The sequence below is a fragment of the Candidatus Clostridium eludens genome, assembly GCF_045310515.1.
Lineage (GTDB): Bacteria > Bacillota > Clostridia > Clostridiales > Clostridiaceae > Clostridium_B > Clostridium_B eludens.
The window spans coordinates 53,078-76,508 of sequence record NZ_JBJHZX010000018.1; the positions used below are offsets into that span (position 1 = coordinate 53,078).

Genomic DNA, 23,431 nt, shown 5'->3' on the forward strand with positions numbered 1-23,431 from the left:
AAACTGCCTCCTTTATAGTACATTTTATTTTTCTATAAGTTTTATAAAGTTTTTTAACATTTTAATTCCCACATCTCCGCTTTTTTCAGGATGAAATTGAGTTCCATACACATTTCCCTTATTCACAACTGCAGGTACATCTACCCCATAGAAACTGTATGCATTTAAATTTTCCTCACATTCTAATTCTGCATAAAAGGAATGTACAAAATACACATAACTGTTTTGAGGAATTCCCTCCAAAATAGAACACTCCTTTTTTACAGTTAGACTATTCCATCCTATATGAGGTATTTTTATATCTCCATAAAGTTTAGTTATATTACCTGGTATAAGTCCCAGTCCGCTACACTTTTCTATTTCTTCTCCTGTATCAAACAAAAGCTGCATTCCAAGACATATGCCAATTAAAGGTATACCCTTTGCGGCTGTGTCCTTTATTACCACATCTAATTTTTTATTTTTTAAATTTTTCATAGCTTCTGGAAAAGCTCCTACTCCCGGTAGTATAATCCCCTTGCTGTTTTCTATGTCATATTCATTTGCAGTTATCTTTGCATCTACACCTATATATTTTAGTGCCTTTTTTACACTTTTTAAATTTCCCATTCCGTAATCTATAATAGAAATCAAAGTTATTTCCTCCTCTCAATTAAATTATTCCCTTTGTAGACATTATTCCCTCTATTTTTTCATCTATGGATACAGCTTCCCTTAAAGCATGAGCAAAGGACTTAAAAATCCCCTCTATAATGTGATGAGTATTTTTACCATAAAAAACTTTTACATGAAGAGTCATTTCAGCGTTAAAAGCCAGTGCCCTAAAAAATTCTTCTACTAGTTCCGTATCCATTTCTCCCACTTTGGAATTCTTTAAATCGCCCTGAAATACTAAATAAGGTCTTCCGCTTAAGTCTATTGACACCATAGCTAAACTTTCATCCATAGGTATAAAAGCAGTTCCATATCTTTTTATGCCCTTTTTATCTCCTAGTGCCTGTTTTATGCATTTTCCAAGTGTAATTCCCACATCTTCTACAGTATGATGAAAATCCACATCCAGATCCCCTTTTGCATACACGTCTAAGTCCATAATTCCATGCTTTGCTATCATGCAAAGCATATGATTAAAAAATCCTATTTCTGTATTTATATCATATTTTCCCTTTCCATCTAAATTGATTTTAACCTTTATATCTGTTTCATAAGTTTTTCTGGAAAGTTCTCCTATCCTCATAAAAACACCTTCTTTTATAAAATCTATTTTAATATTTTATACAAATTTTCTACAACAGCTTCATTTTCTTCCCTGCTGCCCACAGTTATTCTTAAAAAATCTTTAAGCCTTCCCTGTTTATAACTTCTCACAATTATTTTATTTTTAAGAAGATATTTATATACAAACTCTGCATCTTGGAATCTTATAAGTATAAAATTTGCGCAGGTAGGATATAATTTAATATCTTTAATGGTGTTTAATTTATTTACTAAAAATGTCCTTTCGGTCTTTATTTTTTCCACAGAACTATTTATATAGTCCACTTCTGAAAGTATAGCTTCACCTATGGCCTGAGTTGTAGAACTTACATTAAACGGAGGTTTTGCCTTTTTTATTTCATTTAGCATAAAAGAATTACTAATTAAAAATCCTAATCTCATGGCAGCCGAAGCCATGGCCTTTGAACAAGTTCTAAGTACTATAAGATTTTCATATTCATATATACTGTCAACTACACTCTCTTCATGAAATTCAACATAAGCTTCATCTATAACTACTGCACAATTACATCCATTCAATATTTTAAAAATATCCTTTCTACTTAAAGCTTTTCCAGTAGGATTATTGGGACTTGATATAAACAATACTTTTATCCTCTCACAGTTTATTCTATCTATAAGTCCATCCACATCTAAATTAAATTCCTCATCTAATTCAAAAACTAAAACTTTACCTCCCCCTATTTCCACATAGTTCTTGTACATGGAGAAATCAGGATTCAAAGTCATTACGCTTTCATTTTTATCTACAAGGGCAGCTATTATAATTTGTATAAGTTCATCCGAACCATTCCCTGCTATTATATTGTCCTTATTGATACCGATATATTTAGAATACATTTCACATACTTTTTCTGCCCCAGCATCAGGATATCTGTTAAAATCTACCTTATTTATTTTGTCTAATATCTTTTTCATCATATAGTCGTCTAACTTCAAAAAACTCTCATTAGCGTCCAATTTTATTTCATAGTCTAATTTAGGTACAACATAGGGTACAAAATTTTGAAGATTTTGTTTAAATAGTCTTTCTATCATAATTAATATCTCTCCTTCTAGGATTGGGTCCTTACTATTATTGAATTTGCATGTGCTGTAAGTCCTTCTCCCTCTGCTAATTTTACAATTTTATCTCCTATTTTTGAGAGTGCTTTCTGTGAATAGTGAGTAAAACTAGCTTTTTTTATAAAATCATCTACAGATAAAGGTGAAAAAAATCTTGCAGTTCCACTGGTAGGCAATACATGATTAGGACCTGCCATATAATCTCCTAGGGGTTCTGGTGAAAAATCTCCCAAAAATATAGAACCTGCATTTTTTATATCACCTAATACTAAAAAAGGATCTTCTACACAGATTTCCAGGTGCTCTGGAGCTATTTTATTTGCTATATCTATAGCTTCTTTCATATTTTCAACTAATATTATAGCCCCATAATTTCTTAAAGACTTTTCTATTATATCCTTTCTTTTTAGAGTTTTAATTTGTTTTTCAAGTTCCTCTTTTACTTCCTCTGCTAACTTTTTAGAAGTAGTAATAAGTACTGAGGATGCCATTAAATCATGTTCTGCCTGAGACATTAAATCTGCCGCCAAGTATGATGCTTTTGATCTTTCATCTGCAATTATCAATATTTCACTAGGTCCTGCTATCATGTCTATATCCACAAAACCATATACACTTTTTTTAGCCATAGCTACAAATATATTACCAGGTCCTACTATTTTGTCCACTTTATCAATAGACTCAGTACCAAAAGCCAGTGCACCTATAGCCTGAGCTCCTCCCACTTTGTAAATTTTATCTACTCCGGCTATATCTGCAGCTACTAAAATATTTGGATTTATGGTTCCATTCTGCAAAGGAGGAGTGACCATAATTATTTCTTTCACTCCAGCCACTTTGGCAGGAAGGGCATTCATAAGTACTGAAGAGGGGTAAGCTGCTGTACCTCCTGGTACATATATACCCACTGTTTCCAGCGGTCTGATTTGTTGTCCAAGTATTATTCCATCTTCTTTTGTAATTACCCATGAAGTCCTTTTTTGCTTTTCATGAAAGAATTTTATATTTTCTGCTGCTGCCTTTAAGGCTTCTATAAATTCACACTCTACTAACTTATAAGCCTTTTTTATTTCTTCACTGGTTACCAGCATATTTTCTTTACTTACCTTAGAACTATCAAATTCATTAGTATATTTTATAAGTGCATTATCTCCATTTTCCTTAATATGCTTTAATATTTCATTTACTTTTAAAACTACATTTTGCTGAACTTCTTCTTCTTTATTTCTAAAATTGTTTAAATACTTTCTTCCTTCTTCTGTATTAGCCTCTACAGTACTTATAATTTGTTCTTTCATACTCTTCCTCCTAGCTTCTAACTTTCTCCTTTTCACTGATTTGTATCTGTACTTTATCTATTATTGTTTCTATTTCTGCTTTTTTCATTTTCATACTGGCCATATTAACCACCATTCTAGCACTTATACTGCATATGTCCTCATAAATAATAAGTCCATTTTCCTTTAGGGTGCTTCCCGTCTCTACTATGTCCACTATGGCATCTGCAAGGCCTAGTATAGGTGCCAATTCCACAGAACCTTCTATTTTTATAATCTCAACATCCTGTCCTAGCTTTCTAAAATAATTTCTAGCTACATTTGGATATTTAGTAGCAATTTTCTTTCTATCATAACCCGAATAAAAATCAGAGCCCTTGGGACCCGCCAGTGAAAACTTACATCTTCCAAAGCCTAAATCCAAAACTTCATAAAAATTTTTATCTTGTTCAAGAAGTGTATCCTTTCCTACTATACCTATATCCACAACTCCATGTTCTACATAGGTAAGAACATCAGGAGCTTTAACCAGTACAAAATCTATATTGTTTTCGTGATTATGAAAAATAAGCTTTCTGCCTTTATTTACAATTTCACTGCAGTCTATATCACATTTTTCAAATATATTTACCGCTTCTTTTTCTATTCTCCCTTTAGTTAAAGCTATCTTCACTTTTTTTTCACTAGCCATATCAAATTCTCCATTCATACCTTATATTTTTATAAACTTCATATTTTTTTTATCCGCATACTCCCTTGCTTCTTTTTCTTCATTAAAAGGACTCATCTCGGCCACTATTCCTTTTTGTCTTAGCAGCTGTGCCTTTTCATACGCTTTTTTAAAATCTTTTTCATCATAATAATATATAAGTGCTCTCTCGTCACTTACATCACAGAGCTTTCCATTTGCCTGGAGCGATTTAATTATTCCATCCACATTTATGGCAAATCCTGTGGCTGGTCTATTATCTCCAAATTGGCTTATTAAGTTATCATATCTTCCTCCACTTAATATATTTCCTCCAAAACCCTGAGTATAACCTCTAAATATTATTCCAGTATAATAGTCTATATGATATACCATGCCTAAATCCACTGCCAGATAATCCTGAAGTCCTATGCTTTTTACAACCTGGTATACCTTTTTAACATCCTCCAATGCTTTTAAAGCTCTTTTGTTGTCTGTAAGCTTAGAAGCTTTTTCAATTACTTCTATACCGCCAAATAACTTAGGGAGTTCTTTTAAAATATTTAAAGAACTTTCTTCAAATTTGTCTTTGTTTTCATAAAGTATTTCATTTAGAGCAGTAAAATTTTTACTATCTATACTTTCCCTTAGTTTCTCCTTTTCTTCATAGTTAAGATCTGCAGTTTCCACCAATGCCTTAAACATTTCCGCATGTCCAATCTCTATTTTAAAATTTTCAAGTCCGCAGTTTAAAAGAGCCATTATTCCCATTATAATTACTTCCGCATCCGCATTAATATCTTTTATTCCTATTACTTCAACTCCAGATTGAGTTATCTCACTATTCTTGCCATTTAAACTTTCATTAACTCTGTATACATTTGAAGTATAGCAAAGTCTCAGCGGGTAAATTACATCTTTTAGCTTGGTTCCCACAATTCTTGCAATAGGTGTAGTCATATCTGCCCTTAAAGCTAAAATCCTCCCTTGATTGTCAATTAATTTATATATTTTTTCCTGAGGTAAAGTTGAATTTTCTATGTTAAATACATCATAAAATTCTAAAGTTGGGGACTTTAGCTCCACAAATCCACTATTTATATAAATTTTTCTCAGTACATTTTCTATCTCTACTTTCTTTTTACATTCTTCAAATAAAATATCCTTTGTTCCTTCCGGTATATATTTTCTCCAATTAGCCATAGAAATCACTTCCTTGTTTTATCGCTTTAATTCAATGTAGTGGTAAATCGAATTATTAATGCTATTTTATCAGTTAATCTTTAAAATAGCAATATAATATACAAAAAACTCCTAAATAAATTTAGTTTCATCAATAATTAAGGAGAACTGTTTCTATACAATACAGTTCTCCTTAATTAAAAAACGGACTATCTTTCAGTTGCTAAAAAACAGAGTGAAAGAGTACCACACCCACAGTGGGCAGCCATGCCAAGTCCCAGTATATTTATAATGAATTTATTATTAGGAAAGTTTTCTTTTATAATTCTTTCAAGCAGCTTTGCATCTTCTAAACAATCTCCATGTGAAATACCTACAATCTGATTTTCTGTGTCTACGGCCCTTTCCCTGAACTTTTCCGCTAAATATTTAATTGCCTTCTTCCTGCCCCTAAGATTCACTACATTTTTTAAAGTTCCATCTGGTGATATACACATAATAGGTTTTACATCTAAAAGAGTGCCTATATTTGCTTTAGAAGGTGATATTCGCCCTCCCCTTTTTAGATGCCTCAAATCCTCTACCATAAACCAGTAATTCATTTTAAGCTTATTGCTTTCTACCCAATTCACAATTTCATCTTTAGTAAAGCCATCTTCTGCCATATGATAAGCCTTATACACTAAAATTCCCATACCTAGAGAAGATCCTTTACTATCTATTAGAATTATATCTGCATCCTTAGATTCACTTACAATTGCTTCCTTTGCCAGTTTGGCACTATTAAAAGTACCACTTATTCCCGAGGACATTCCTATGTATATTATAGGCCTTTCCTCTTTTATTAGCTCCCTAAATTTTTCAGTAAATCTATATTCATTTATCTGGCATGTATAAGGTAGTTCACCCTCCCTTAAGCCTTTGTAAAATTCTTCATAACTTAAACATTTTCCAAAACTATCTTCATAATCTTTACCCCTAAAATGACATATCAAACCTAAAAAAGGGATTTTCCTTTCCAAAATAAAGCTGCCGGGTAAATCACAACTTGCATCTGTCATAATTATAGGTTTTGTCATTTACACATCTCCCTTAATAATGGATTTAAATTTTAAAATAGTTGACTCCTGCTTCAAATAATTTTTGATCTTTTTCTCCAGGAATGTTTTTTATAACATTTTTTCCTATTCTTTCTGAATGACCCATCTTTCCAAGTATTCTTCCATCAGGACTGGTTATACCTTCTACTGCATAATAAGATCCATTTGGATTAAATTTCACGTCATAGCTGGAATTTCCCTGAAAATCTACATACTGTGTTGCTATTTGCCCTGCATCTTTCAGTTTATCAATCATAGACTTGCTTGCTACAAATCTTCCTTCCCCATGAGAAACTGCTGTAGAATAAATGTCACCTACTGCTGCATTATTAAACCATGGGGACAAATTGGAAACTATTTTTGTATTTACTATAGTTGAAACGTGTCTTCCTATCTTATTATAAGTAAGCGTAGGACAAGACTCATCTATATCTCTTATCTCTCCAAAAGGTACAAGACCTAACTTTATAAGGGCCTGAAATCCATTGCATATTCCAAGCATAAGACCATCTCTCTTATTTAAAAACTCCATTACAGCCTCTTTTATTCTAGGATTTCTAAAAAAGGCAGCAATGAATTTACCAGATCCATCTGGTTCATCTCCTGCACTAAATCCTCCTGGCAGCATAATAATCTGAGATGAGTTTATTTCCTTTACAACTCTATCTACAGATTCTTCTATTTGCGCTCCAGTTAAATTTTTGATTATAACAGTTTCTACAGAAGCTCCCGCTTTTCTAAAAGCTTTTTCTGTATCATATTCACAATTGGTTCCCGGAAACACAGGTATAACTACTTTTGGAGAAACAATTTTTACAGCTGGAGAAATTTTATTTTTTGTATGAAAATAATCCATCTCTATTTTTTCATTTTCTGTTTCAACATAAGTAGGAAAAATATTTTCAAGGCTTTCCTTCCATGAATTTACCATATCTGAAATAGATATTTTTATTCCATTTACATCTATAACCTGATCCTCTTGAGTAACACCAATAAGTTTAAATCCTGTATCTTTAAATTTTTCTTCAATATTTACTTTTGAATCTACTTCCACTATTATAGAACCATAATCCGGTGAAAATAACTCCATACTGCTTATGTTATCTGTAAATTTCATGCCAATCCTATTTCCGAAACTCATTTTACTTACAGCTTCACATATACCGCCTCTTTTAACAGTATGAGCAGATAGTATTTCGTCCCTTTTTATCATGCTGTTTATAATACTATAATTTTCTTTAAGTTTCTTAATATCTGGAAGATAAAAATCGTCTTTTGGAGCAGGTATAAGAAGTACATAGTCTCCATAATTTTTAAATTCGGATGATATAATCTTATCTGCTTCCCCTGTGCCAACTGAGAAAGAAACTAAAGTAGGGGGAACATCCATATCTCCAAAGCTTCCAGACATGCTGTCCTTTCCTCCTATGGCCGCTATGCCAAATTCACTTTGAGCATAAAGTGCTCCAAGTAAAGCAGAAAAAGGCTTACCCCATTTCTCAGGATCTTTACCAAGCTTCTCAAAATATTCTTGAAATGTCAATTTTATATTGTTTATATCCCCTCCCGAAGCCGCAATTTTAGCTACAGATTCCACTACTGCATAGGCTGCACCATGAAATGGACTCCATTTGGCTATATCCGGGTTATATCCAAAACTCATTATAGTAGCGGTATTGGTATTTCCATTTAATACAGGTAACTTTGCTGCCATGGCTTCTGCAGGAGTATCCTGGTATTTTCCGCCAAAAGGCATAAGTACCGTGGAAGCACCTATAGTACTGTCAAACCTCTCAACTAAACCTTTCTGGCTGCATACATTTAAATCCTTCAATGTTTTAATCCATAAGTTTAATATATGTTCATTATCCATATTTTCATATAAATTAGTTCTTTCAAAATAACTATTATCATCAGGGCACTTCACCTTAACTTCCACATGCGCCCTTACTCCATTGGTGTCTAAAAAGTCCCTGCTTAAATCTACAATAGAATTTCCTCGCCAGAACATTTTTAATCTTCTATCCCCTGTAACATCAGCTACTTTAGTAGCCTCTAAATTTTCTTCCCTTGCACATTCTATGAAGTTTTTTTCATGTTCTCTTGATACAACTACTGCCATTCGCTCTTGAGATTCTGAGATAGCAAGTTCTGTTCCATCTAAGCCTTCATATTTTTTAGGCACTAAATCTAAATTTATTTCAAGTCCCTCAGTAAGCTCTCCTATAGCTACAGAAACTCCTCCTGCTCCAAAATCATTACATCTTTTAATCATTCTACTTACCTGCGGTTTCCTGAATAACCTTTGAATTTTTCTTTCCGTAACAGGATTACCTTTTTGTACTTCTGCACCTGATGTGAGTATGGAAGATTCAGTATGTTTTTTAGAAGAACCTGTAGCTCCTCCACATCCATCTCTTCCGGTTCTTCCTCCTAAGAGTATTATTACATCAGAAGTATCCGGTCTCTCTCTTTTTACATTTTCAAAAGGAGCTGCAGCTATAACAGCACCTATTTCCATCCTCTTTGCCACATAGCCTTCATCATATATTTCAGAAACCATTCCAGTTGCAAGACCTATTTGATTTCCATAGGAACTGTATCCTTCTGCCGCACCTATGGTTATTTTTTTCTGTGGAAGCTTTCCTTTTAAAGTATTCTCTATCCTGGTTCTAGGATCTCCACTTCCTGTAACCCTCATAGCCTGATACACATAAGATCTGCCAGACAGCGGATCACGTATTGCCCCACCAAGACAAGTTGCCGCCCCTCCAAAAGGTTCAATTTCAGTTGGATGATTGTGAGTTTCATTTTTAAACATTACAAGCCATTTTTCAGTTTTCCCATCTACATCTGCATTTACAACTATACTACATGCATTTATTTCCTCAGATTCATCTAAATCTTTTAACTTTCCATCTTTCCTCAGTTTTTTTATTGCAATGGTAGCTATATCCATAAGGCACTGAGGCTTTCTATTGTTACTATATATTTTATCTCTTAATTTCAAATAATCTTCATAGGCTTTTTTTATAGGTATTGAAAATTTTCCCTCTTCAATAGATACATCAGTTAGCTCAGTCATAAAGGTAGTGTGCCTGCAGTGATCAGACCAATAAGTATCTATTACCTTTATTTCAGTTATAGTAGGATTTCTCTTTTCTCCCTCTTTAAAATATTTCTGGCAGAAAAGCAGATCTTCAAGACTCATGGCAAGTCCCCTTGTCTTTAGAAATTCTTCTAGCTCCTCTTTACCTTTTTCTATAAATCCCTCTAATATTTCCACAGACTCAGGTATAGTCAGTTTACTGTTTAAATTATCTATATTTTCTAAAGAAGCTTCTCTTGAATCTACGGGATTTATACAATAATTTTTTATTTTTAAAAATTCATCATTGGATATACTACCATAAAGTATGTATACTTTTGAAGATACAACTTGAGTTTTTTCACTTTGAGTTAATATCTGAATGCATTGAGATGCGGAATCGGCTCTTTGATCATATTGCCCTGGAAGGTATTCTACAGCAAAAACTTTAGCATTCTCTTCCACATATATTTTTTCTTCATATATCTCATCTACAGTTTTCTCTGAAAATATTATATGCTTTGATTCTTGATACTCCTTATCATTGATATTTTCTATATCATAACGATTTATTACTCTTACATCTTCCAAATGGTGAATACTAAGACTTTCTCTAATATCTTTGAGAAGTCCTTGAGCTTCTATGTCAAATCCCTTCTTTTTCTCCACAAACAGTCTTTTAACACTCATTGTACTCTCTCCTTATTTTGTTATTTTTCGAACGTTTATTATATTTTCACCAAAATTATTCGCATACATTATATCATATATATATACCTTTGTGAATAATGTGTACTAGTGTCTTATTTTTTTTCTTTAATAAAAAGTATTTCTTGTGCATTTTTAGCATTTGTATCCAAAGAATTATAAAAAAAATTATTTTTAGAAACTATGCCTCTAACTATGTGTCCAGTAGTAGTACGTACTTCTGCCTGCTCGCCCATTTCACAGCTATTTAAACAACTACCCCTTAAAAAAACATTGACTATTTTTTTGTTGTCATAACAGTCTACTACCTTTACCTCAATAAAAGTTCCCTTTTTTATCATACAAATCAACCTCTTCATATTTATTTAATAAATTGTATTCATAAGTATTGCAAAATATTAATAGGTGTCTAAAAATACCCAATAGAAATACTTTATTTAAACTAAAAAAGTACTGCCTGCAAATACAGCAGACAGTTATAATTTACATTACAATATCAGATTGATATCCATATTAACTTGATAATTTTTTTGTCAAGGACTTATACATATAAAGGAAAATCACCACATAATTGAATTACTTCTTTTTTAAGTTCCGATAAGTCAGAACCTTTGTTTTCTACTGCTTTATTAATAAAATAAGCTACTTTTTTCATTTCTTCTTCTTTGAACCCTCTGGTTGTTACAGCTGGAGTACCTACTCTAATTCCACTTGTAATACTAGGTCCTAATTTATCAAAAGGAATGGCATTTTTATTTACAGTTATGTTAACTGTATCTAAAAGCTCCTCTGTATCTTTTCCGGTAATTTTTTTATTAGTAAGATCTACTAGCAAAAGATGATTGTCAGTACCTCCGCTTACAAGTCTAAATCCATATTTTACTAGTTCTTCCCCTAAAACTTTAGCATTTTTCACTACCTGATCTATGTATTGTTTATATTCATCTGTTAATGCCTCTCCAAAACAAACCGCTTTAGCTGCTATAATATGCATCAAAGGTCCCCCTTGTATACCTGGAAATATGGTCTTATCAAGGGCAGCAGCATATTTTTCTTTACATATTATTGCTCCTCCTCTAGGTCCTCTGAGAGTTTTATGGGTAGTAGTTGTGACAAAATCTGCATATGGTACAGGAGATTCATGCTTACCTGCGGCAACTAATCCTGCAATGTGGGCTATATCTACCATCATATAAGCCCCTACTTCATCACATATATCCTTTATCTTTTTAAATTCTATTGTTCTAGGATAGGCACTAGCACCAGAAACTATCATTTTAGGTTTATGTTTAAGTGCTAGTTCTCTCATTTCATCATAATCAATTCTCTCAGTATCGCTATTTAATCCATAGGAAACAAAATTATATAATTTTCCTGAAAAACTAACTTTGCTTCCATGGGTTAAATGTCCTCCATGATTTAAGCTCATGCCAAGAACTGTATCTCCAGGCTTTAGTACCGACATATAAACTGCCATATTAGCCTGTGAACCAGAGTGCGGCTGTACATTTACATGTTCTGCATTAAAAAGTTTTTTCATTCTATCTCTAGCTAAATCTTCTGCTTTATCTACTACGTAGCATCCTCCATAATACCTTTTTCCAGGATATCCTTCAGCATATTTATTAGTTAAAAATGAACCCATTGCTTCCATTACACTCTTGCTAGTAAAATTTTCTGAAGCAATGAGTTCTATACCATTTTTCTGCCTTTCCCATTCTTCTTCAATTATTCCATAGACAGCTTTATCAGTATTTTTCAATTGGTTAAAATCCATATAATATTCACTCCTTTGAAAATATAAGTTTTAAAATTATTCAGTATTTTAGGTATCTGAAAACAAATAAAAAATCAAATATCCCGTCATGCTATCTAGTGATTTATCCGAAGGCTACCATTGCTAATACCCCATCGCACTCTGTGAAAGCAATTCACACAAAATTAAAAATTTTGGTTCTCTGCTTTTCTATCAAAGTGGGGGATAAGCACTGCTACGCCCCTGGATAAGTTCTTCTAAGGTTCAGATGGAGAAAATTCCTTATAAGCAAACTCCACCTGAACCTAAGAATCACTTGATTTAAAGATATCTCACTATGTATAAATATGTCATGTTGGATTTAACTTCATTAATATATTACTTTATAACTTCAAATTACACAAGTATGCTTTTAGATAATATGGATAATTGTTTTAACAATATGACTCAAATGAAAATAATTTTATGGTATAATGATTTCATTATTTATCTTTGTACGGGAGAAACAACTATGAATATTAACAAAATAGTAAATTTAGCAGCTCATGCCGGAAAAATAATGCTGGAAAGCGGCGCTGAAATATATAGAGTAGAGGAAACCATAACTAGAATAGGAGGCAGTTATAATATATACAACATAGATGCTTTTGTAACTTTAAATGTAATTATAGTCTCTGCCTCAGATGAACATGGTCAAACTATATCCGTAATAAAAAGAGTACGCCATAGAACCTTGAATTTAGAAAAAATATCTAAGGTAAATAATCTTTCAAGACACATAAATGATAAAGATTACTCTTTATATAAAGCAGAAATTAAATTATCTGAAATAGAATCATCTAGACCCTACAGTTTTAAAGTAACCTTATTATTTTCTGGAACAACCACGGCTTTTTTTTCTCTTGCATTTGGAGGCAATGCAAAAGACTTCATAGTATCATTTTTCATAGGAATCCTAATAAGACTAACCTCCTATGCTTTTAACTTTCTTAGGACAAATGAATTTTTTATAAATATACTCTGTGGTTCCATTGCCGCTTTAATTGCACTTATAAGCACTAAATACAATATTGGTTCACATACAGATACCATAATAATCAGCTCCATTATGCTTCTAGTACCTGGCCTTGCCATAACCAATGCCATAAGAGACACCATTGCAGGAGATTTAATCTCTGGTATTTCAAGGGGAATGGAAGCATTTCTAGCAGCTGTAGCAATTGCCATAGGTACAGGAGTAGTGTTAAAGCTGTGGTTTATTCTTGGAGGAATTAAAATATGATAATAAATTCCATATATATATTAATTACAACTTTATCTTTCAGTATACTGGGCAATGTACGGGGAAAAAATCTCATATTTTCATCTTTAGGCGGCGGATTAACTTGGTTTTTTTATTTGCTTTCTTCACATCATTTAAGTTCCTCCAGCATACTGTGTTTTTTCATAGCATCAGTAGTTGCATCTATATATTCTGAAGTAATGGCCAGAGTATTAAAAACTCCTGCAACAACTTTTGTTATATGTGCAGTCATTCCTTTAGTTCCCGGAGGAGGAATGTATAATACTATGCTGCAATCTATACAGGGACACATAAATGAATCACTATCCATGGGGCTTAACACTCTTGAAATTGCCGGAACCATAGCTGTAGGTATATTTTTAGTATCTTCTATATCCAAAGTATGTGTACTTTTTAAGAGGAAACTTTTTAAAAAGTAGGCAGTTATAAACTGATTTTGTTATTTAAAAATCATAGAATATGCCTTACTTTAAGAACATAGTAACAGTAGATACAAAATTTTCTATACTCTGATTTTTCCCTTTATTATTTTCATCTTCCATGAGGCAGGTCTTGGCATAATTTTTTAATACCAGACCGCCTACTTTATTTACCGCTGCTCTTACTGCTGCAATCTGTATTAAAATATCCTGACAGCATATATCACTTTCAATCATTTTTTCAATACCCTTTATTTGTCCTTCTATTCTCCTCAATCTAGTTTGAATCTGTTTTTTTTCTGATAATCTTTTTTCTTCCAAAAATATCACTCCCAAACGTAATACACAATCTAAAAACTTTAAGGTTAATATATATTATAACCTATAAGCCCTATAAATTGATATCTTTTAGATATTTGGAGACTAATAACTATTATTCATCCAGGCTCTTTTTTACAGCTGAAATAAATACCCCTACCTTATTTACAGCCTCCTTTTCATCCTTACATTTATATATAATGTCAATTATAGCACTACCTATTATTATTCCATCACAATAAGGCTTAAACTCCCTTGCCATATCAGGTCCTGTAATTCCAAACCCAATAGCTTTTGGAAGCTCCGTATAGTTACCTACAAGTTCCATATACTCTTCAATATTTGTTTTAATTTGTTCTCCTACTCCAGTTACTCCATTTTTAGACACACAGTACACAAAGCCAGATCCTCCACCTGCTATTTCTTTAATTCTTTTTTGTGAGGTAGGAGCCACAAGAGGTATTAAATATACTCCATATTTTCCTGCTATATCTATTATGTCTCCCCTTTCTTCTATAGGAAGATCTGGTATTATAATTCCATCTATCCCTGAAGTGGAAGCCTCAGATATAAATTTTTCCAGTCCATATTTAAATATAGAACTATAGTACACTAAATATACAAGTGGAACATTACTTTTATCCCTTATTTTTTTTACAACTTCCATAATATTTTTAATTTTAGCTCCCTTTTCTATTGCCCTTTGGGAAGACCCCTGTATAATAGGGCCATCCGCCAGAGGATCAGAATAAGGTATTCCAATTTCTACTACATCTGCCCCTCTTCTATCCATTTCAAGTACAATATCAACTGTAGCTTCTAAACTAGGGTCTCCCGCTGTTACAAAAGGTATAAGAGCTTTTTCACCTTGCATTTTTAATTCTTTAAATTTTAAATCAATTCTATTCATTTTTATCCTCCACATTTTATAAAATTTTATACTGCTTATTTAAAAATGTCCAAGTCCTGCAATGGTATCTACATCCTTATCTCCTCTTCCAGAAACATTTACTACAATTATGTCTTCATTATTAAGTTTAGGTGCCAGTTTCATAGTATAAGCTAGTGCATGAGAGCTTTCAAGCGCCGGTATTATTCCTTCATGCCTACTTAAATATCCAAAAGCCTCCAAGGCTTCCTTATCAGTGACATAAGTATAAGTTGCCCTTCCCGTTTCTTTTAGATAAGCATGTTCAGGCCCTACCCCAGGATAATCCAATCCTGCGGATATGGAGTACACCGGAAGTATCTGACCCTCATCATCTTGAATCAAGTAAGTCATCATGCCGTGAAGAACTCCCACGGACCCCTTAGCCATAGAAGCAGCATGTTTGTCCGTATCTATACCTAATCCGGCTGCTTCAACTCCTATAAGTTTTACAGCTTCATCTTCTACAAATGGATAAAAAATGCCCATAGAATTACTGCCGCCACCAACACAAGCTATTACATAATCAGGAAGTCTTCCTTCTTTTTTCAATATTTGCTCCTTAGTTTCATCCCCTATTACCCTTTGAAAATCTCTCACTATAGTGGGGTAAGGATGAGGTCCTACTACAGAACCCATTATATAAAAGGTATCCTCAATATTTTCTACCCATTTCCTCAGTGCTTCATTTACTGCATCTTTTAAAGTTTTAGTACCTGATTTTACCGGAACTACTTTTGCCCCTAATATTTCCATCCTAAGAACATTTAAAGATTGTCTCTTGCAGTCCTCTTCTCCCATATAAATAATACATTCCATTCCAAACATTGCAGCTCCTGTAGCAACTGCCACTCCATGCTGCCCTGCGCCAGTTTCTGCTATTACCTTTTTCTTTCCCATTCTTTTTGCTAGAAGAATCTGTCCTAATACGTTGTTTATCTTATGGGCACCTGTGTGGTTTAAATCCTCTCTTTTTAAATATATCTTGGCCCCTCCTAAATTTTTGCTCAAATTTTCAGCATAATAGAGGGGAGTTGGTCTTCCTGAATACTCTTTTAAATAGTATATATACTGTTTCATAAACTCACTATCCTGTTTTGCTTCATTAAAGCTTTCTTCAAGTTCCATAAGTGCTGTCATAACTGTCTCTGGTACATATTGTCCTCCAAATTTTCCAAACCTGCCTAAATTTTTATCTAATCTATTCATTTAATCTTCCTCACTTTCTCAATAAATACTTTTATTTTATTTAAATCCTTATATCCACAGCTCTCAACACCACTGGAAACATCCACTATATCAGGATGAACTATACTAACTGCAGTTTCAACATTTTTTTCATTAATACCACCTGCCAGTATTAAATGTTTTTTTAACTCAATATTTGTTGCAATATTCCAGTTAAAACTTTCTCCACTTCCCGCTATTTTGTTATCTAAAACTATTCCATCTGCATATTTATAATTTAAATTCAAAATATCTTCTTTACTATTTATCTTTAAAGCCTTCCAAAGAATAAATTCATTAAAATGTTTCATATACTCTTCATTTTCCAGACCATGAAATTGGATTACATCCAGCCTTAGAGACTTCGATATATTATATACATACTCTAAAGTCTCATCTACAAAAACTCCTACAGTTTTAATGCTGTTATCTAAATGAGCTATAAGAGTCCTGGCCTGTTCTAAATTTATCCGCCTTTTGCTTTTTGAAAATACAAACCCTATATAATCCGGCTTATATTTATTTACATATTCAATATCCTCTTCTCTCCTGAGACCACATATTTTAACTTTAACCAATGTGTGATTTTCACCTCCAACTATATATTGAAAGTTAGGCATTCTTTATATTATTTATAAACTCTTCCATATTACTTACATCATCAATTCTTTTCATAAATCCTTCCCCAATTAAAACCGCATTTAAAGGGAGACTTCTTATATATTTAAAATCATCCATAGTTTTTATTCCGCTTTCTGAAACTATGGCAATACCACCAGGTATATATTTAACTAAATTTTCCGTATTCTTTAAATCTACAGTAAAATTTTCAAGATTTCTATTATTTATTCCAATTATATCTGGGGCTATTTCCAAGGCAATGTCCAGTTCTCTTTTGTTATGAACTTCTACAATACACTGAAGTCCCAAAGAAGAAGCTATCTTATAGAACTTACCTAAATTTTGTTTCAAAATTCTTACTATTAAAAGTATGGCATCTGCTCCTAAAAGCTTTGATTCATAAATTTGATACTCATCTACAATAAAATCTTTTCTGAGCACAGGTTTTGAAATCAAATTTTTAACTTCTTTCAAATATTGATCCTTCCCCCTAAAATAATGCTCCTCAGTAAGCACAGATACCGCATCTATATCTACTATTTCATACATATTCGCTATATCTTCAGGCTGAAAGTGCTTCACTATAATTCCCCTAGAGGGTGATGCCCTTTTTATTTCTCCTATAATGGATATATTGTCTTTTATAAGTGCATTTTTAAAATTTCTTATTTTAGTTTCATCTAATCTACCCAGTTCACCTATAATATGCTTAAGAGGATATTTTTCCTTTTTGGCTTTTAACTGTTCTTCTTTCACAGCAACTATTTCATCTAATATCATATTAGCAGCCCTCCATCAAAATTTATCAATTTAGTTATTACAATTTAAAATTTCTTCGTATTTAGCATAAGCCTTACCTGAATCAATAAGCTCCATTGACCTATAAACTCCATCTCTTAAGTCTTCAGCTTTTTTACCTATATAAAGGGCAGCTGCACTGTTAAGAAGCACTATATCTCTTTCAGGACCATTTTTCCCCTTTAATATATCAAGTATTATAGCTGCATTTTCTGCTGCTGTTCCTCCTGCAATGTCTTTGTAAAAAGCTGTTCTTATACCAAAATCTCCAGGAGATAATGTATAATTTTTTATTTCCCCATCCTTAACTTCACATACATAAGTTACTGTAGTAGTTGTAATTTCATCTAATCCATCTCCTCCGTGAACTACCATAGCCCTTTCACAGCCTAAATTTAAAAGAGTTTTAGCCGCCGGTTCTAAAAGTTCTTTATCATAAACTCCCATAACCTGTCCTTTTACAAATGCCGGATTGGTAAGTGGCCCTAATATATTAAATATAGTTCTAACCCCCAGCTCCTTTCTAATGCTTGCCACATTTTTCATAGCACTATGGTACACCGGAGCAAATAAAAATCCCATGCCCACATTATCAATGCAATGTTCAACTTTGGATTTCTCCAAATTTATATTAATTCCCATTTCTTTCAGCACATCTGCACTGCCGCTTTTACTGGATACAGCTTTATTTCCATGCTTAGCTACTTTTACTCCTGCGGAGGCTGCTATAATAGCTGCTGCAGTAGATATATTAAAGGTCTTTCCTCCATCACCGCCAGTACCGCAGGTATCAATAGCATATTCTGATTTTAATTTTACAGGCACTGCCATGTTTCTCATGGCCTTTGCACAGCCTGTTATCTCCGAAATAGATTCTCCCTTCATTTTCAGTGCTATTAAAAAACCAGCTATTAACGCAGAAGACTCCTGTCCCTTCATTATATTTTGCATAGCTTGTTCAGATTGGCTTTCAGATAAATCCTTACCTGACAAAACTTCTCTCATGACTTCATTTAACATGACATACCTCCTGTAAAAAATTCTTTATTATACTGTGACCGCACTCTGTCAATATGGATTCAGGATGAAACTGAAGTCCATATACCGGGAAAGATTTGTGTTTTATACCCATTAAAATCCCGTCATCACTTTCTGCAATTTTAATAATATGAGTAGGAATTATCGATTCTTTATCTACTATTAAAGAATGATATCTCATGGCCCTAATAGGATTTTTAATTCCCTTAAATAATTCATTTTCTACATGATCTACCATAGATGTCTTACCATGTTTTATTTCCTTCGCCCTAACTACATTTCCCCCATAAGCCTTAGCTATAGCCTGATGCCCAAGGCATATTCCTAAAATAGGTATATCACATCCATATCTTTTTATCACTTCAATACATATACCTGAATCTTCAGGCACTCCGGGACCAGGTGATATAACTATGCCCTGCAAGTTATGGAATTTTTCTATGTCCTCTACTGAAATCTCATCATTTCTAACTACTTTTATATCTTCATAAAGTTCTCCTATATATTGATAAAGATTATAGGTAAATGAATCATAATTATCTATCATTAATATCAACTATACCACCTCCATTAATGCTTTTGCCTTATTTAAGGATTCCTGATATTCTGATTCAGGGTCAGAATCATATACTATGCCTCCCCCGGCTTGTATATAAGCATATTTGTCTTTAAGAACTAATGTCCTGATTGCAATGCATGTATCCATATTTTTGTTATAAGAAAAATACCCCACTGCACCTGCATATACAAGTCTTTTTCTATCTTCAATTTCATCTATTATTTCCATAGCCCTTATTTTAGGTGCACCAGATACCGTACCTGCAGGAAGACAAGAAATAAAAGCATCAAAACTTGAAATTCCCTTTTTCAATTTTCCTGAAACCTCCGATACTAAATGCATAATATGAGAATACTTCTGTACTTCCATAAACTTTGTGACTTCAACAGTTCCAAATTCACTTACTTTTCCTATATCGTTTCTTCCGAGGTCCACCAGCATCACATGTTCTGCTCTTTCCTTTTCATCATTTATAAGCTCATTTTTTAGTTTCTCATCTTCCTCTTCACTAGTACCTCTTTTTCGTGTACCTGCAATTGGATTGGTGCTGACTATATCTCCATGTACGCTTACAAGTCTCTCTGGTGATGAACCTACAATTTGAAAATCTTTAAAATCCATATAAAAAAGATATGGTGATGGATTTTCATATCTAAGCTTTCTATAAATATCAAAAGCTCCTAGTTCAGTTTTGCATTTTAATCTTTGAGAAATAACTACTTGAAATATATCTCCTCTTTTTATATATTCTTTGGCCTTATTTACATTTTCATGAAATTCATCCTTGGTATAATTAGATGTAAACTCTGCTATCTCAGTGCTGTCAGGAATAGTATGAACAATTATTTTACTGGTAATTTGCTCATATAGCTTTTTGAAATAATTATTAATTTCAAAGTAATTCATATCATCTTCAGGAAATACATTATATACCAAAATCACCATGTGCTTTAAATGATCGTAGCATACGAAACTTTTATAAAACATAAAATAAGCTTCAGGAATTTTTAAGTCATCTTCATTTTCATCCCTTATATTTTCATATTGCTTTATTACATCATATCCGGCATACCCAATAGCACCCCCTGTAAATGGTATATCAAGTAAATTGGAATTGTAATTTATATCCATATATTTTTTCACAAAATCAATAACTTTCCCTTTGAATTCACCCTGGAAATTTTTGTTTTTTACAAATATATTATTTTTGGAGCTTTTTATTTCCATGTATGGATTGCACGCTATAAAGGAATATCTTCCTCTTTGTTCATTAAATTCCACGCTCTCCATTATAATTTTATTTTCACCTTCCAAATTATAAAATATATTTATAGGTGTTATTTCATCCCCATTTAATTTACAAGTTACAGGAAATACATTCCCTTTATCTTTTAATAAATTGAATTCACTTTCAGTTACATTTAACATATCATTTCACCTCCAAAATTAATAAAAAAATACACTTCTATCCACAAAAGGGACGAAGTGTATTTTCCGCGGTACCACCCATATTAATCTTATATTAGATGGTAAAAATTCCTAAAACAAAAAGCATTTCTCCCTTTTAGGAAGAAATGCTATATTTCCTTAGCCACCCAAATAAAATTCTCTCTCAGGTACAGAGAATAACTCTCGATACCTTGCCTTTTTAACGGTAGACTTACCGGATATTGCTACTATTAATTCACATCACACCTTACAGATCCATTCAATATTAACATTAGCATCTGAATCTCACCACCTCAGACTCTCTTAGCCTAAATTATAATATATACTACTTCTGATCATAGGATTTAATTTCTAAAATTATTATTTAAAATTATAAAACTAAATTTTATAATTGTCAATAATTTTTATAGTATAAATTTTTTTATAACTTCCCCTACGGCACCACTATTATTATCTATATCTGTAATATAGTCTGCAGATTTTTTTAAAATTTCTCTGGAATTACGTACAGCTACCCCCAAACCTGCAGCACTAATCATACTTTTATCATTTTCATCATTTCCTATGGCTATGCACTCACCCATAGGTACTTTATAATAACCTGCTAAAAATTCTAGTGCCTTTCCCTTTGATACACCCCTGCTAACTATTTCAATATTATATAAGTCTGATTTTGTAGTTGTTATGCCAGGAACCTTATCTATTTTACCCCTAAGCCTATTTAAATACTCTACGTCTTCATCTATAACTACTATTTTACTTATACTACATTTACTATGTTTTATAAATGTCTTTGAATTTTTTACGATTGTAATTTTCATTTTAAATTTACTATTGGAATCGTTATTATTGTCATAAAATTTTTTAGTAGTATATCTAAATTGCTCACTATAAAGTCCAAAGTCATCATAAAAATGATAATAGGTATCTTTTTCTTCTCTTAGTAAATCTATAACCCTTAATAAACTATACCTATTTAATGGATTTGATTTAATAATGCTTTTATTCTCACCTATTATTACAGCTCCATTACAGCATATCATAGGTTCCTTGGGAAATAATTCTTCAGAATAAAACTTTAATGCCATAGGGGGCCTTCCCGAGCAGATGACAAATTTTACGCCTAATTCTATGGCTTTATAAATCATATCTTTATTATATTCTGGTACTAGCCTTTTATCATTTAAAAGAGTTCCATCCATATCTACCGCAATAATTTTATAACTCCTAGCTATCTGTGATGGTGAACAAAACTTTACATTGTGAACTGGGAATTGTGAACTCATATGTACCTCTCCTACTTTCATAGTTAAAATATTATTTAATTTTATTTAGTCCAGGTATAACATTAAAAATAAAAACATAAATTTATTTATAATACTTTATGTTAGGTGATATATAATGAAAAAATTTTTACTATTTTTAATGGCAGTTGCTTTGCTTTTAGGGTTTAATTATAAGTTAGATAATACAATATTCACCCAGAAAAAGCCAAATAATTTTTATTATACAAACTTACTTGCTAAAAATTTAACTTTATCTTCTCCAGTAAAATGTACTATTGAAGAAAACAACTTCCACGATGAGATGAATTTAAATAAAGATAACATTAAAGATATAAAAAATATGTTATCTACCCTTAATAAAAAGAACTTCATTGCCAAACCAAAAAACTTGCCAAAAAAATCTGCCTATAGAATCAGCTTCACTTTTAACAAAGAAAAATTATTAATAGATGTATATAACGAAAAATACCTGTCTATTTATCCCTGGGATGGAGATTATCCCATGGATTACTTAGACACAAGTAACATTCCAGCATCTTTAAATCTATATTATTTAGGTAAATACATTTTTAAACAGTATTAATGGGATTTTAGTTTAGAAATCTTATATAATTGTATCACAGATATAATTATATACATATATTATTATTGTATAAATTTATGAAAGGTGAATTATTAATGTTCATTTGTCCTTATTATGCCTATAGAAATTTTCATAGAATGCCGGATGTTAGTTCTATATCCCATATAAGATTTTTAAATGCCAGCCCAAATTCTCCTGCAATAGATGTATATCTAAATGATAGACTTATATTTAGAAATTTACTATATAAATACTTTTCTGATTATGTAAGTATACCTTCTGGAACATACCATATAAAAGTATTTCCTTCTGGAAGCACTACGAACCCACTTATAGATAAAAGTTTATTTATACCTCCAGAAAGGATATTTACCTTAGCTGCTATAGATGATTACCCAAATATAAATTTATTATCCATAGAAGATGTACGTCGTCCTAGAATTCCAGACAAGGCATTCATAAGATTCGCTCATCTTTCTCCTGAAGCACCTACACTAAATATAGTTCTGCCTGACGGTAATACGCTTTTTTCAAATATATCTTACAAACAAGTAACTAGATATTTACCTGTAGACCCCGGAACCTATACCATAGAAGCTAGGACTTCTGATTCTGGTGAGAGGATTCTATACGTACCTAATATAAGATTACGTCCTGATAAATTTTACACCATATATGCCGTAGGAAATGTTTCTAAGCCTCCTAAACTTCAAGTACTAATTCCTCTTGACGGCAATAGCTATATTCAATTTTAATTTTC

At 32.3% G+C, this 23,431-nt stretch carries 23 protein-coding genes and 1 other annotated feature; of the genes, 4 read left to right on the forward strand and 19 right to left on the reverse strand.

The features are described 5' to 3' along the window. Nucleotides 1-24: 24 nt before the first annotated feature. The 10 genes from hisH to glyA all read right to left on the reverse strand — a co-directional run bounded on the left by hisH (nt 25) and on the right by glyA (nt 12,163). Complete coding sequence (gene hisH / locus ACJDU8_RS13105) at nt 25-633, reverse strand: imidazole glycerol phosphate synthase subunit HisH (protein WP_406792597.1); 609 nt, start codon at nt 631-633, stop codon at nt 25-27. A 19-nt stretch (nt 634-652) separates the two neighbouring features. After that, nucleotides 653-1,237 carry an imidazoleglycerol-phosphate dehydratase HisB gene (hisB, locus tag ACJDU8_RS13110; RefSeq protein ID WP_406792598.1) on the reverse strand — a complete coding sequence of 195 codons (585 nt, stop codon included), beginning with the start codon at nt 1,235-1,237 and terminating at the stop codon, nt 653-655. Between the two features lie 23 nt (nt 1,238-1,260). Beyond that, the gene (gene hisC, locus ACJDU8_RS13115; RefSeq protein WP_406792599.1) at nt 1,261-2,316 is read right to left on the reverse strand and encodes a histidinol-phosphate transaminase; all 1,056 of its coding nucleotides are present in this window, start codon (nt 2,314-2,316) and stop codon (nt 1,261-1,263) included. 17 nt (nt 2,317-2,333) lie between these two features. Beyond that, nucleotides 2,334-3,641 (reverse strand): histidinol dehydrogenase, encoded by a 1,308-nt coding sequence (hisD, locus tag ACJDU8_RS13120; RefSeq protein WP_406792600.1) that lies wholly within the window; start codon nt 3,639-3,641, stop codon nt 2,334-2,336. A 10-nt stretch (nt 3,642-3,651) separates the two neighbouring features. Continuing rightward, nucleotides 3,652-4,311: an ATP phosphoribosyltransferase gene (gene hisG, locus ACJDU8_RS13125; protein ID WP_406792601.1), complete on the reverse strand. Its 660-nt coding sequence runs from the start codon at nt 4,309-4,311 to the stop codon at nt 3,652-3,654. A 21-nt stretch (nt 4,312-4,332) separates the two neighbouring features. Further along, nucleotides 4,333-5,511, reverse strand: a complete 1,179-nt coding sequence (locus ACJDU8_RS13130) for an ATP phosphoribosyltransferase regulatory subunit (RefSeq protein WP_406792602.1) — start codon at nt 5,509-5,511, stop codon at nt 4,333-4,335. A gap of 188 nt (nt 5,512-5,699) precedes the next feature. Next, complete coding sequence (locus ACJDU8_RS13135; RefSeq protein ID WP_406792603.1) at nt 5,700-6,569, reverse strand: DegV family protein; 870 nt, start codon at nt 6,567-6,569, stop codon at nt 5,700-5,702. A gap of 25 nt (nt 6,570-6,594) precedes the next feature. Further along, nucleotides 6,595-10,368: a phosphoribosylformylglycinamidine synthase gene (locus ACJDU8_RS13140; RefSeq protein WP_406792604.1), complete on the reverse strand. Its 3,774-nt coding sequence runs from the start codon at nt 10,366-10,368 to the stop codon at nt 6,595-6,597. A 113-nt stretch (nt 10,369-10,481) separates the two neighbouring features. Beyond that, nucleotides 10,482-10,727 carry a hypothetical protein gene (locus tag ACJDU8_RS13145; RefSeq protein WP_406792605.1) on the reverse strand — a complete coding sequence of 82 codons (246 nt, stop codon included), beginning with the start codon at nt 10,725-10,727 and terminating at the stop codon, nt 10,482-10,484. 200 nt (nt 10,728-10,927) lie between these two features. Further along, nucleotides 10,928-12,163 carry a serine hydroxymethyltransferase gene (gene glyA, locus ACJDU8_RS13150; protein ID WP_406792606.1) on the reverse strand — a complete coding sequence of 412 codons (1,236 nt, stop codon included), beginning with the start codon at nt 12,161-12,163 and terminating at the stop codon, nt 10,928-10,930. A 490-nt stretch (nt 12,164-12,653) separates the two neighbouring features. On the opposite strand from glyA, the gene ACJDU8_RS13155 reads away from it, so the two are divergent. Both ACJDU8_RS13155 and ACJDU8_RS13160 read left to right on the forward strand, forming a co-directional pair. Next, entirely contained in the window at nt 12,654-13,424 is a 771-nt protein-coding gene (locus tag ACJDU8_RS13155) for a threonine/serine exporter family protein (protein ID WP_406792607.1), read from the forward strand. Beyond that, nucleotides 13,421-13,864 carry a threonine/serine exporter family protein gene (locus tag ACJDU8_RS13160; RefSeq protein WP_406792608.1) on the forward strand — a complete coding sequence of 148 codons (444 nt, stop codon included), beginning with the start codon at nt 13,421-13,423 and terminating at the stop codon, nt 13,862-13,864. The genes ACJDU8_RS13155 and ACJDU8_RS13160 overlap by 4 nt, the downstream gene beginning before the upstream one ends. Before the next feature lie 45 nt (nt 13,865-13,909). Here the strand turns inward: ACJDU8_RS13160 and ACJDU8_RS13165 are convergent, their stop codons facing one another. The 9 genes from ACJDU8_RS13165 to ACJDU8_RS13205 all read right to left on the reverse strand — a co-directional run bounded on the left by ACJDU8_RS13165 (nt 13,910) and on the right by ACJDU8_RS13205 (nt 22,088). Next, nucleotides 13,910-14,185, reverse strand: coding sequence for a metal-sensitive transcriptional regulator (locus ACJDU8_RS13165; protein WP_406792609.1), 276 nt, complete (start codon nt 14,183-14,185; stop codon nt 13,910-13,912). Nucleotides 14,186-14,297: 112 nt separating this feature from the next. Beyond that, nucleotides 14,298-15,092 carry a tryptophan synthase subunit alpha gene (gene trpA, locus ACJDU8_RS13170; protein WP_406792610.1) on the reverse strand — a complete coding sequence of 265 codons (795 nt, stop codon included), beginning with the start codon at nt 15,090-15,092 and terminating at the stop codon, nt 14,298-14,300. A gap of 39 nt (nt 15,093-15,131) precedes the next feature. Next, complete coding sequence (trpB, locus tag ACJDU8_RS13175) at nt 15,132-16,319, reverse strand: tryptophan synthase subunit beta (RefSeq protein WP_406792611.1); 1,188 nt, start codon at nt 16,317-16,319, stop codon at nt 15,132-15,134. Further along, nucleotides 16,316-16,915, reverse strand: a complete 600-nt coding sequence (locus tag ACJDU8_RS13180) for a phosphoribosylanthranilate isomerase (RefSeq protein WP_406792612.1) — start codon at nt 16,913-16,915, stop codon at nt 16,316-16,318. The genes trpB and ACJDU8_RS13180 overlap by 4 nt, the downstream gene beginning before the upstream one ends. A 34-nt stretch (nt 16,916-16,949) precedes the next feature. Further along, entirely contained in the window at nt 16,950-17,738 is a 789-nt protein-coding gene (trpC, locus tag ACJDU8_RS13185; protein WP_406792613.1) for an indole-3-glycerol phosphate synthase TrpC, read from the reverse strand. Between the two features lie 30 nt (nt 17,739-17,768). Next, nucleotides 17,769-18,776 (reverse strand): anthranilate phosphoribosyltransferase, encoded by a 1,008-nt coding sequence (trpD, locus tag ACJDU8_RS13190; protein WP_406792614.1) that lies wholly within the window; start codon nt 18,774-18,776, stop codon nt 17,769-17,771. Continuing rightward, a complete protein-coding gene (locus tag ACJDU8_RS13195) occupies nt 18,766-19,350 on the reverse strand; it encodes an anthranilate synthase component II (protein WP_406792615.1) in 585 nt (194 codons plus the stop codon). The genes trpD and ACJDU8_RS13195 overlap by 11 nt, the downstream gene beginning before the upstream one ends. Then, nucleotides 19,351-20,781 carry an anthranilate synthase component I gene (gene trpE, locus ACJDU8_RS13200; protein WP_406792616.1) on the reverse strand — a complete coding sequence of 477 codons (1,431 nt, stop codon included), beginning with the start codon at nt 20,779-20,781 and terminating at the stop codon, nt 19,351-19,353. 45 nt (nt 20,782-20,826) lie between these two features. Next, nucleotides 20,827-21,150 (reverse strand) — a binding site (T-box leader). A gap of 56 nt (nt 21,151-21,206) precedes the next feature. Next, complete coding sequence (locus ACJDU8_RS13205) at nt 21,207-22,088, reverse strand: Cof-type HAD-IIB family hydrolase (protein WP_406792617.1); 882 nt, start codon at nt 22,086-22,088, stop codon at nt 21,207-21,209. Nucleotides 22,089-22,203: 115 nt separating this feature from the next. Here ACJDU8_RS13205 and ACJDU8_RS13210 point away from each other — a divergent pair, with 115 nt between their 5' ends. Together ACJDU8_RS13210 and ACJDU8_RS13215 are read left to right on the forward strand one after the other, a co-directional pair. Next, entirely contained in the window at nt 22,204-22,671 is a 468-nt protein-coding gene (locus tag ACJDU8_RS13210; protein WP_406792618.1) for a DUF4883 family protein, read from the forward strand. Nucleotides 22,672-22,766: 95 nt separating this feature from the next. Then, complete coding sequence (locus ACJDU8_RS13215) at nt 22,767-23,426, forward strand: DUF4397 domain-containing protein (protein ID WP_406792619.1); 660 nt, start codon at nt 22,767-22,769, stop codon at nt 23,424-23,426. Nucleotides 23,427-23,431 lie beyond the last annotated feature (5 nt).

Coding starts and splice junctions, on each gene's coding strand:
- trpB (WP_406792611.1), bottom strand. CDS start 16,319: ATGAATAGATTAGATAAAAATTTAGGCAGGTTTGGAAAATTTGGAGGA.
- ACJDU8_RS13145 (WP_406792605.1), bottom strand. CDS start 10,727: ATGATAAAAAAGGGAACTTTTATTGAGGTAAAGGTAGTAGACTGTTAT.
- hisD (WP_406792600.1), bottom strand. CDS start 3,641: ATGAAAGAACAAATTATAAGTACTGTAGAGGCTAATACAGAAGAAGGA.
- ACJDU8_RS13210 (WP_406792618.1), top strand. CDS start 22,204: ATGAAAAAATTTTTACTATTTTTAATGGCAGTTGCTTTGCTTTTAGGG.
- hisB (WP_406792598.1), bottom strand. CDS start 1,237: ATGAGGATAGGAGAACTTTCCAGAAAAACTTATGAAACAGATATAAAG.
- hisG (WP_406792601.1), bottom strand. CDS start 4,311: ATGGCTAGTGAAAAAAAAGTGAAGATAGCTTTAACTAAAGGGAGAATA.
- ACJDU8_RS13130 (WP_406792602.1), bottom strand. CDS start 5,511: ATGGCTAATTGGAGAAAATATATACCGGAAGGAACAAAGGATATTTTA.
- ACJDU8_RS13160 (WP_406792608.1), top strand. CDS start 13,421: ATGATAATAAATTCCATATATATATTAATTACAACTTTATCTTTCAGT.
- hisC (WP_406792599.1), bottom strand. CDS start 2,316: ATGATAGAAAGACTATTTAAACAAAATCTTCAAAATTTTGTACCCTAT.
- ACJDU8_RS13135 (WP_406792603.1), bottom strand. CDS start 6,569: ATGACAAAACCTATAATTATGACAGATGCAAGTTGTGATTTACCCGGC.
- glyA (WP_406792606.1), bottom strand. CDS start 12,163: ATGGATTTTAACCAATTGAAAAATACTGATAAAGCTGTCTATGGAATA.
- trpC (WP_406792613.1), bottom strand. CDS start 17,738: ATGATATTAGATGAAATAGTTGCTGTGAAAGAAGAACAGTTAAAAGCC.
- trpD (WP_406792614.1), bottom strand. CDS start 18,776: ATGTTAAATGAAGTCATGAGAGAAGTTTTGTCAGGTAAGGATTTATCT.
- ACJDU8_RS13215 (WP_406792619.1), top strand. CDS start 22,767: ATGTTCATTTGTCCTTATTATGCCTATAGAAATTTTCATAGAATGCCG.
- ACJDU8_RS13140 (WP_406792604.1), bottom strand. CDS start 10,368: ATGAGTGTTAAAAGACTGTTTGTGGAGAAAAAGAAGGGATTTGACATA.
- ACJDU8_RS13205 (WP_406792617.1), bottom strand. CDS start 22,088: ATGAGTTCACAATTCCCAGTTCACAATGTAAAGTTTTGTTCACCATCA.
- trpA (WP_406792610.1), bottom strand. CDS start 15,092: ATGAATAGAATTGATTTAAAATTTAAAGAATTAAAAATGCAAGGTGAA.
- trpE (WP_406792616.1), bottom strand. CDS start 20,781: ATGTTAAATGTAACTGAAAGTGAATTCAATTTATTAAAAGATAAAGGG.
- ACJDU8_RS13155 (WP_406792607.1), top strand. CDS start 12,654: ATGAATATTAACAAAATAGTAAATTTAGCAGCTCATGCCGGAAAAATA.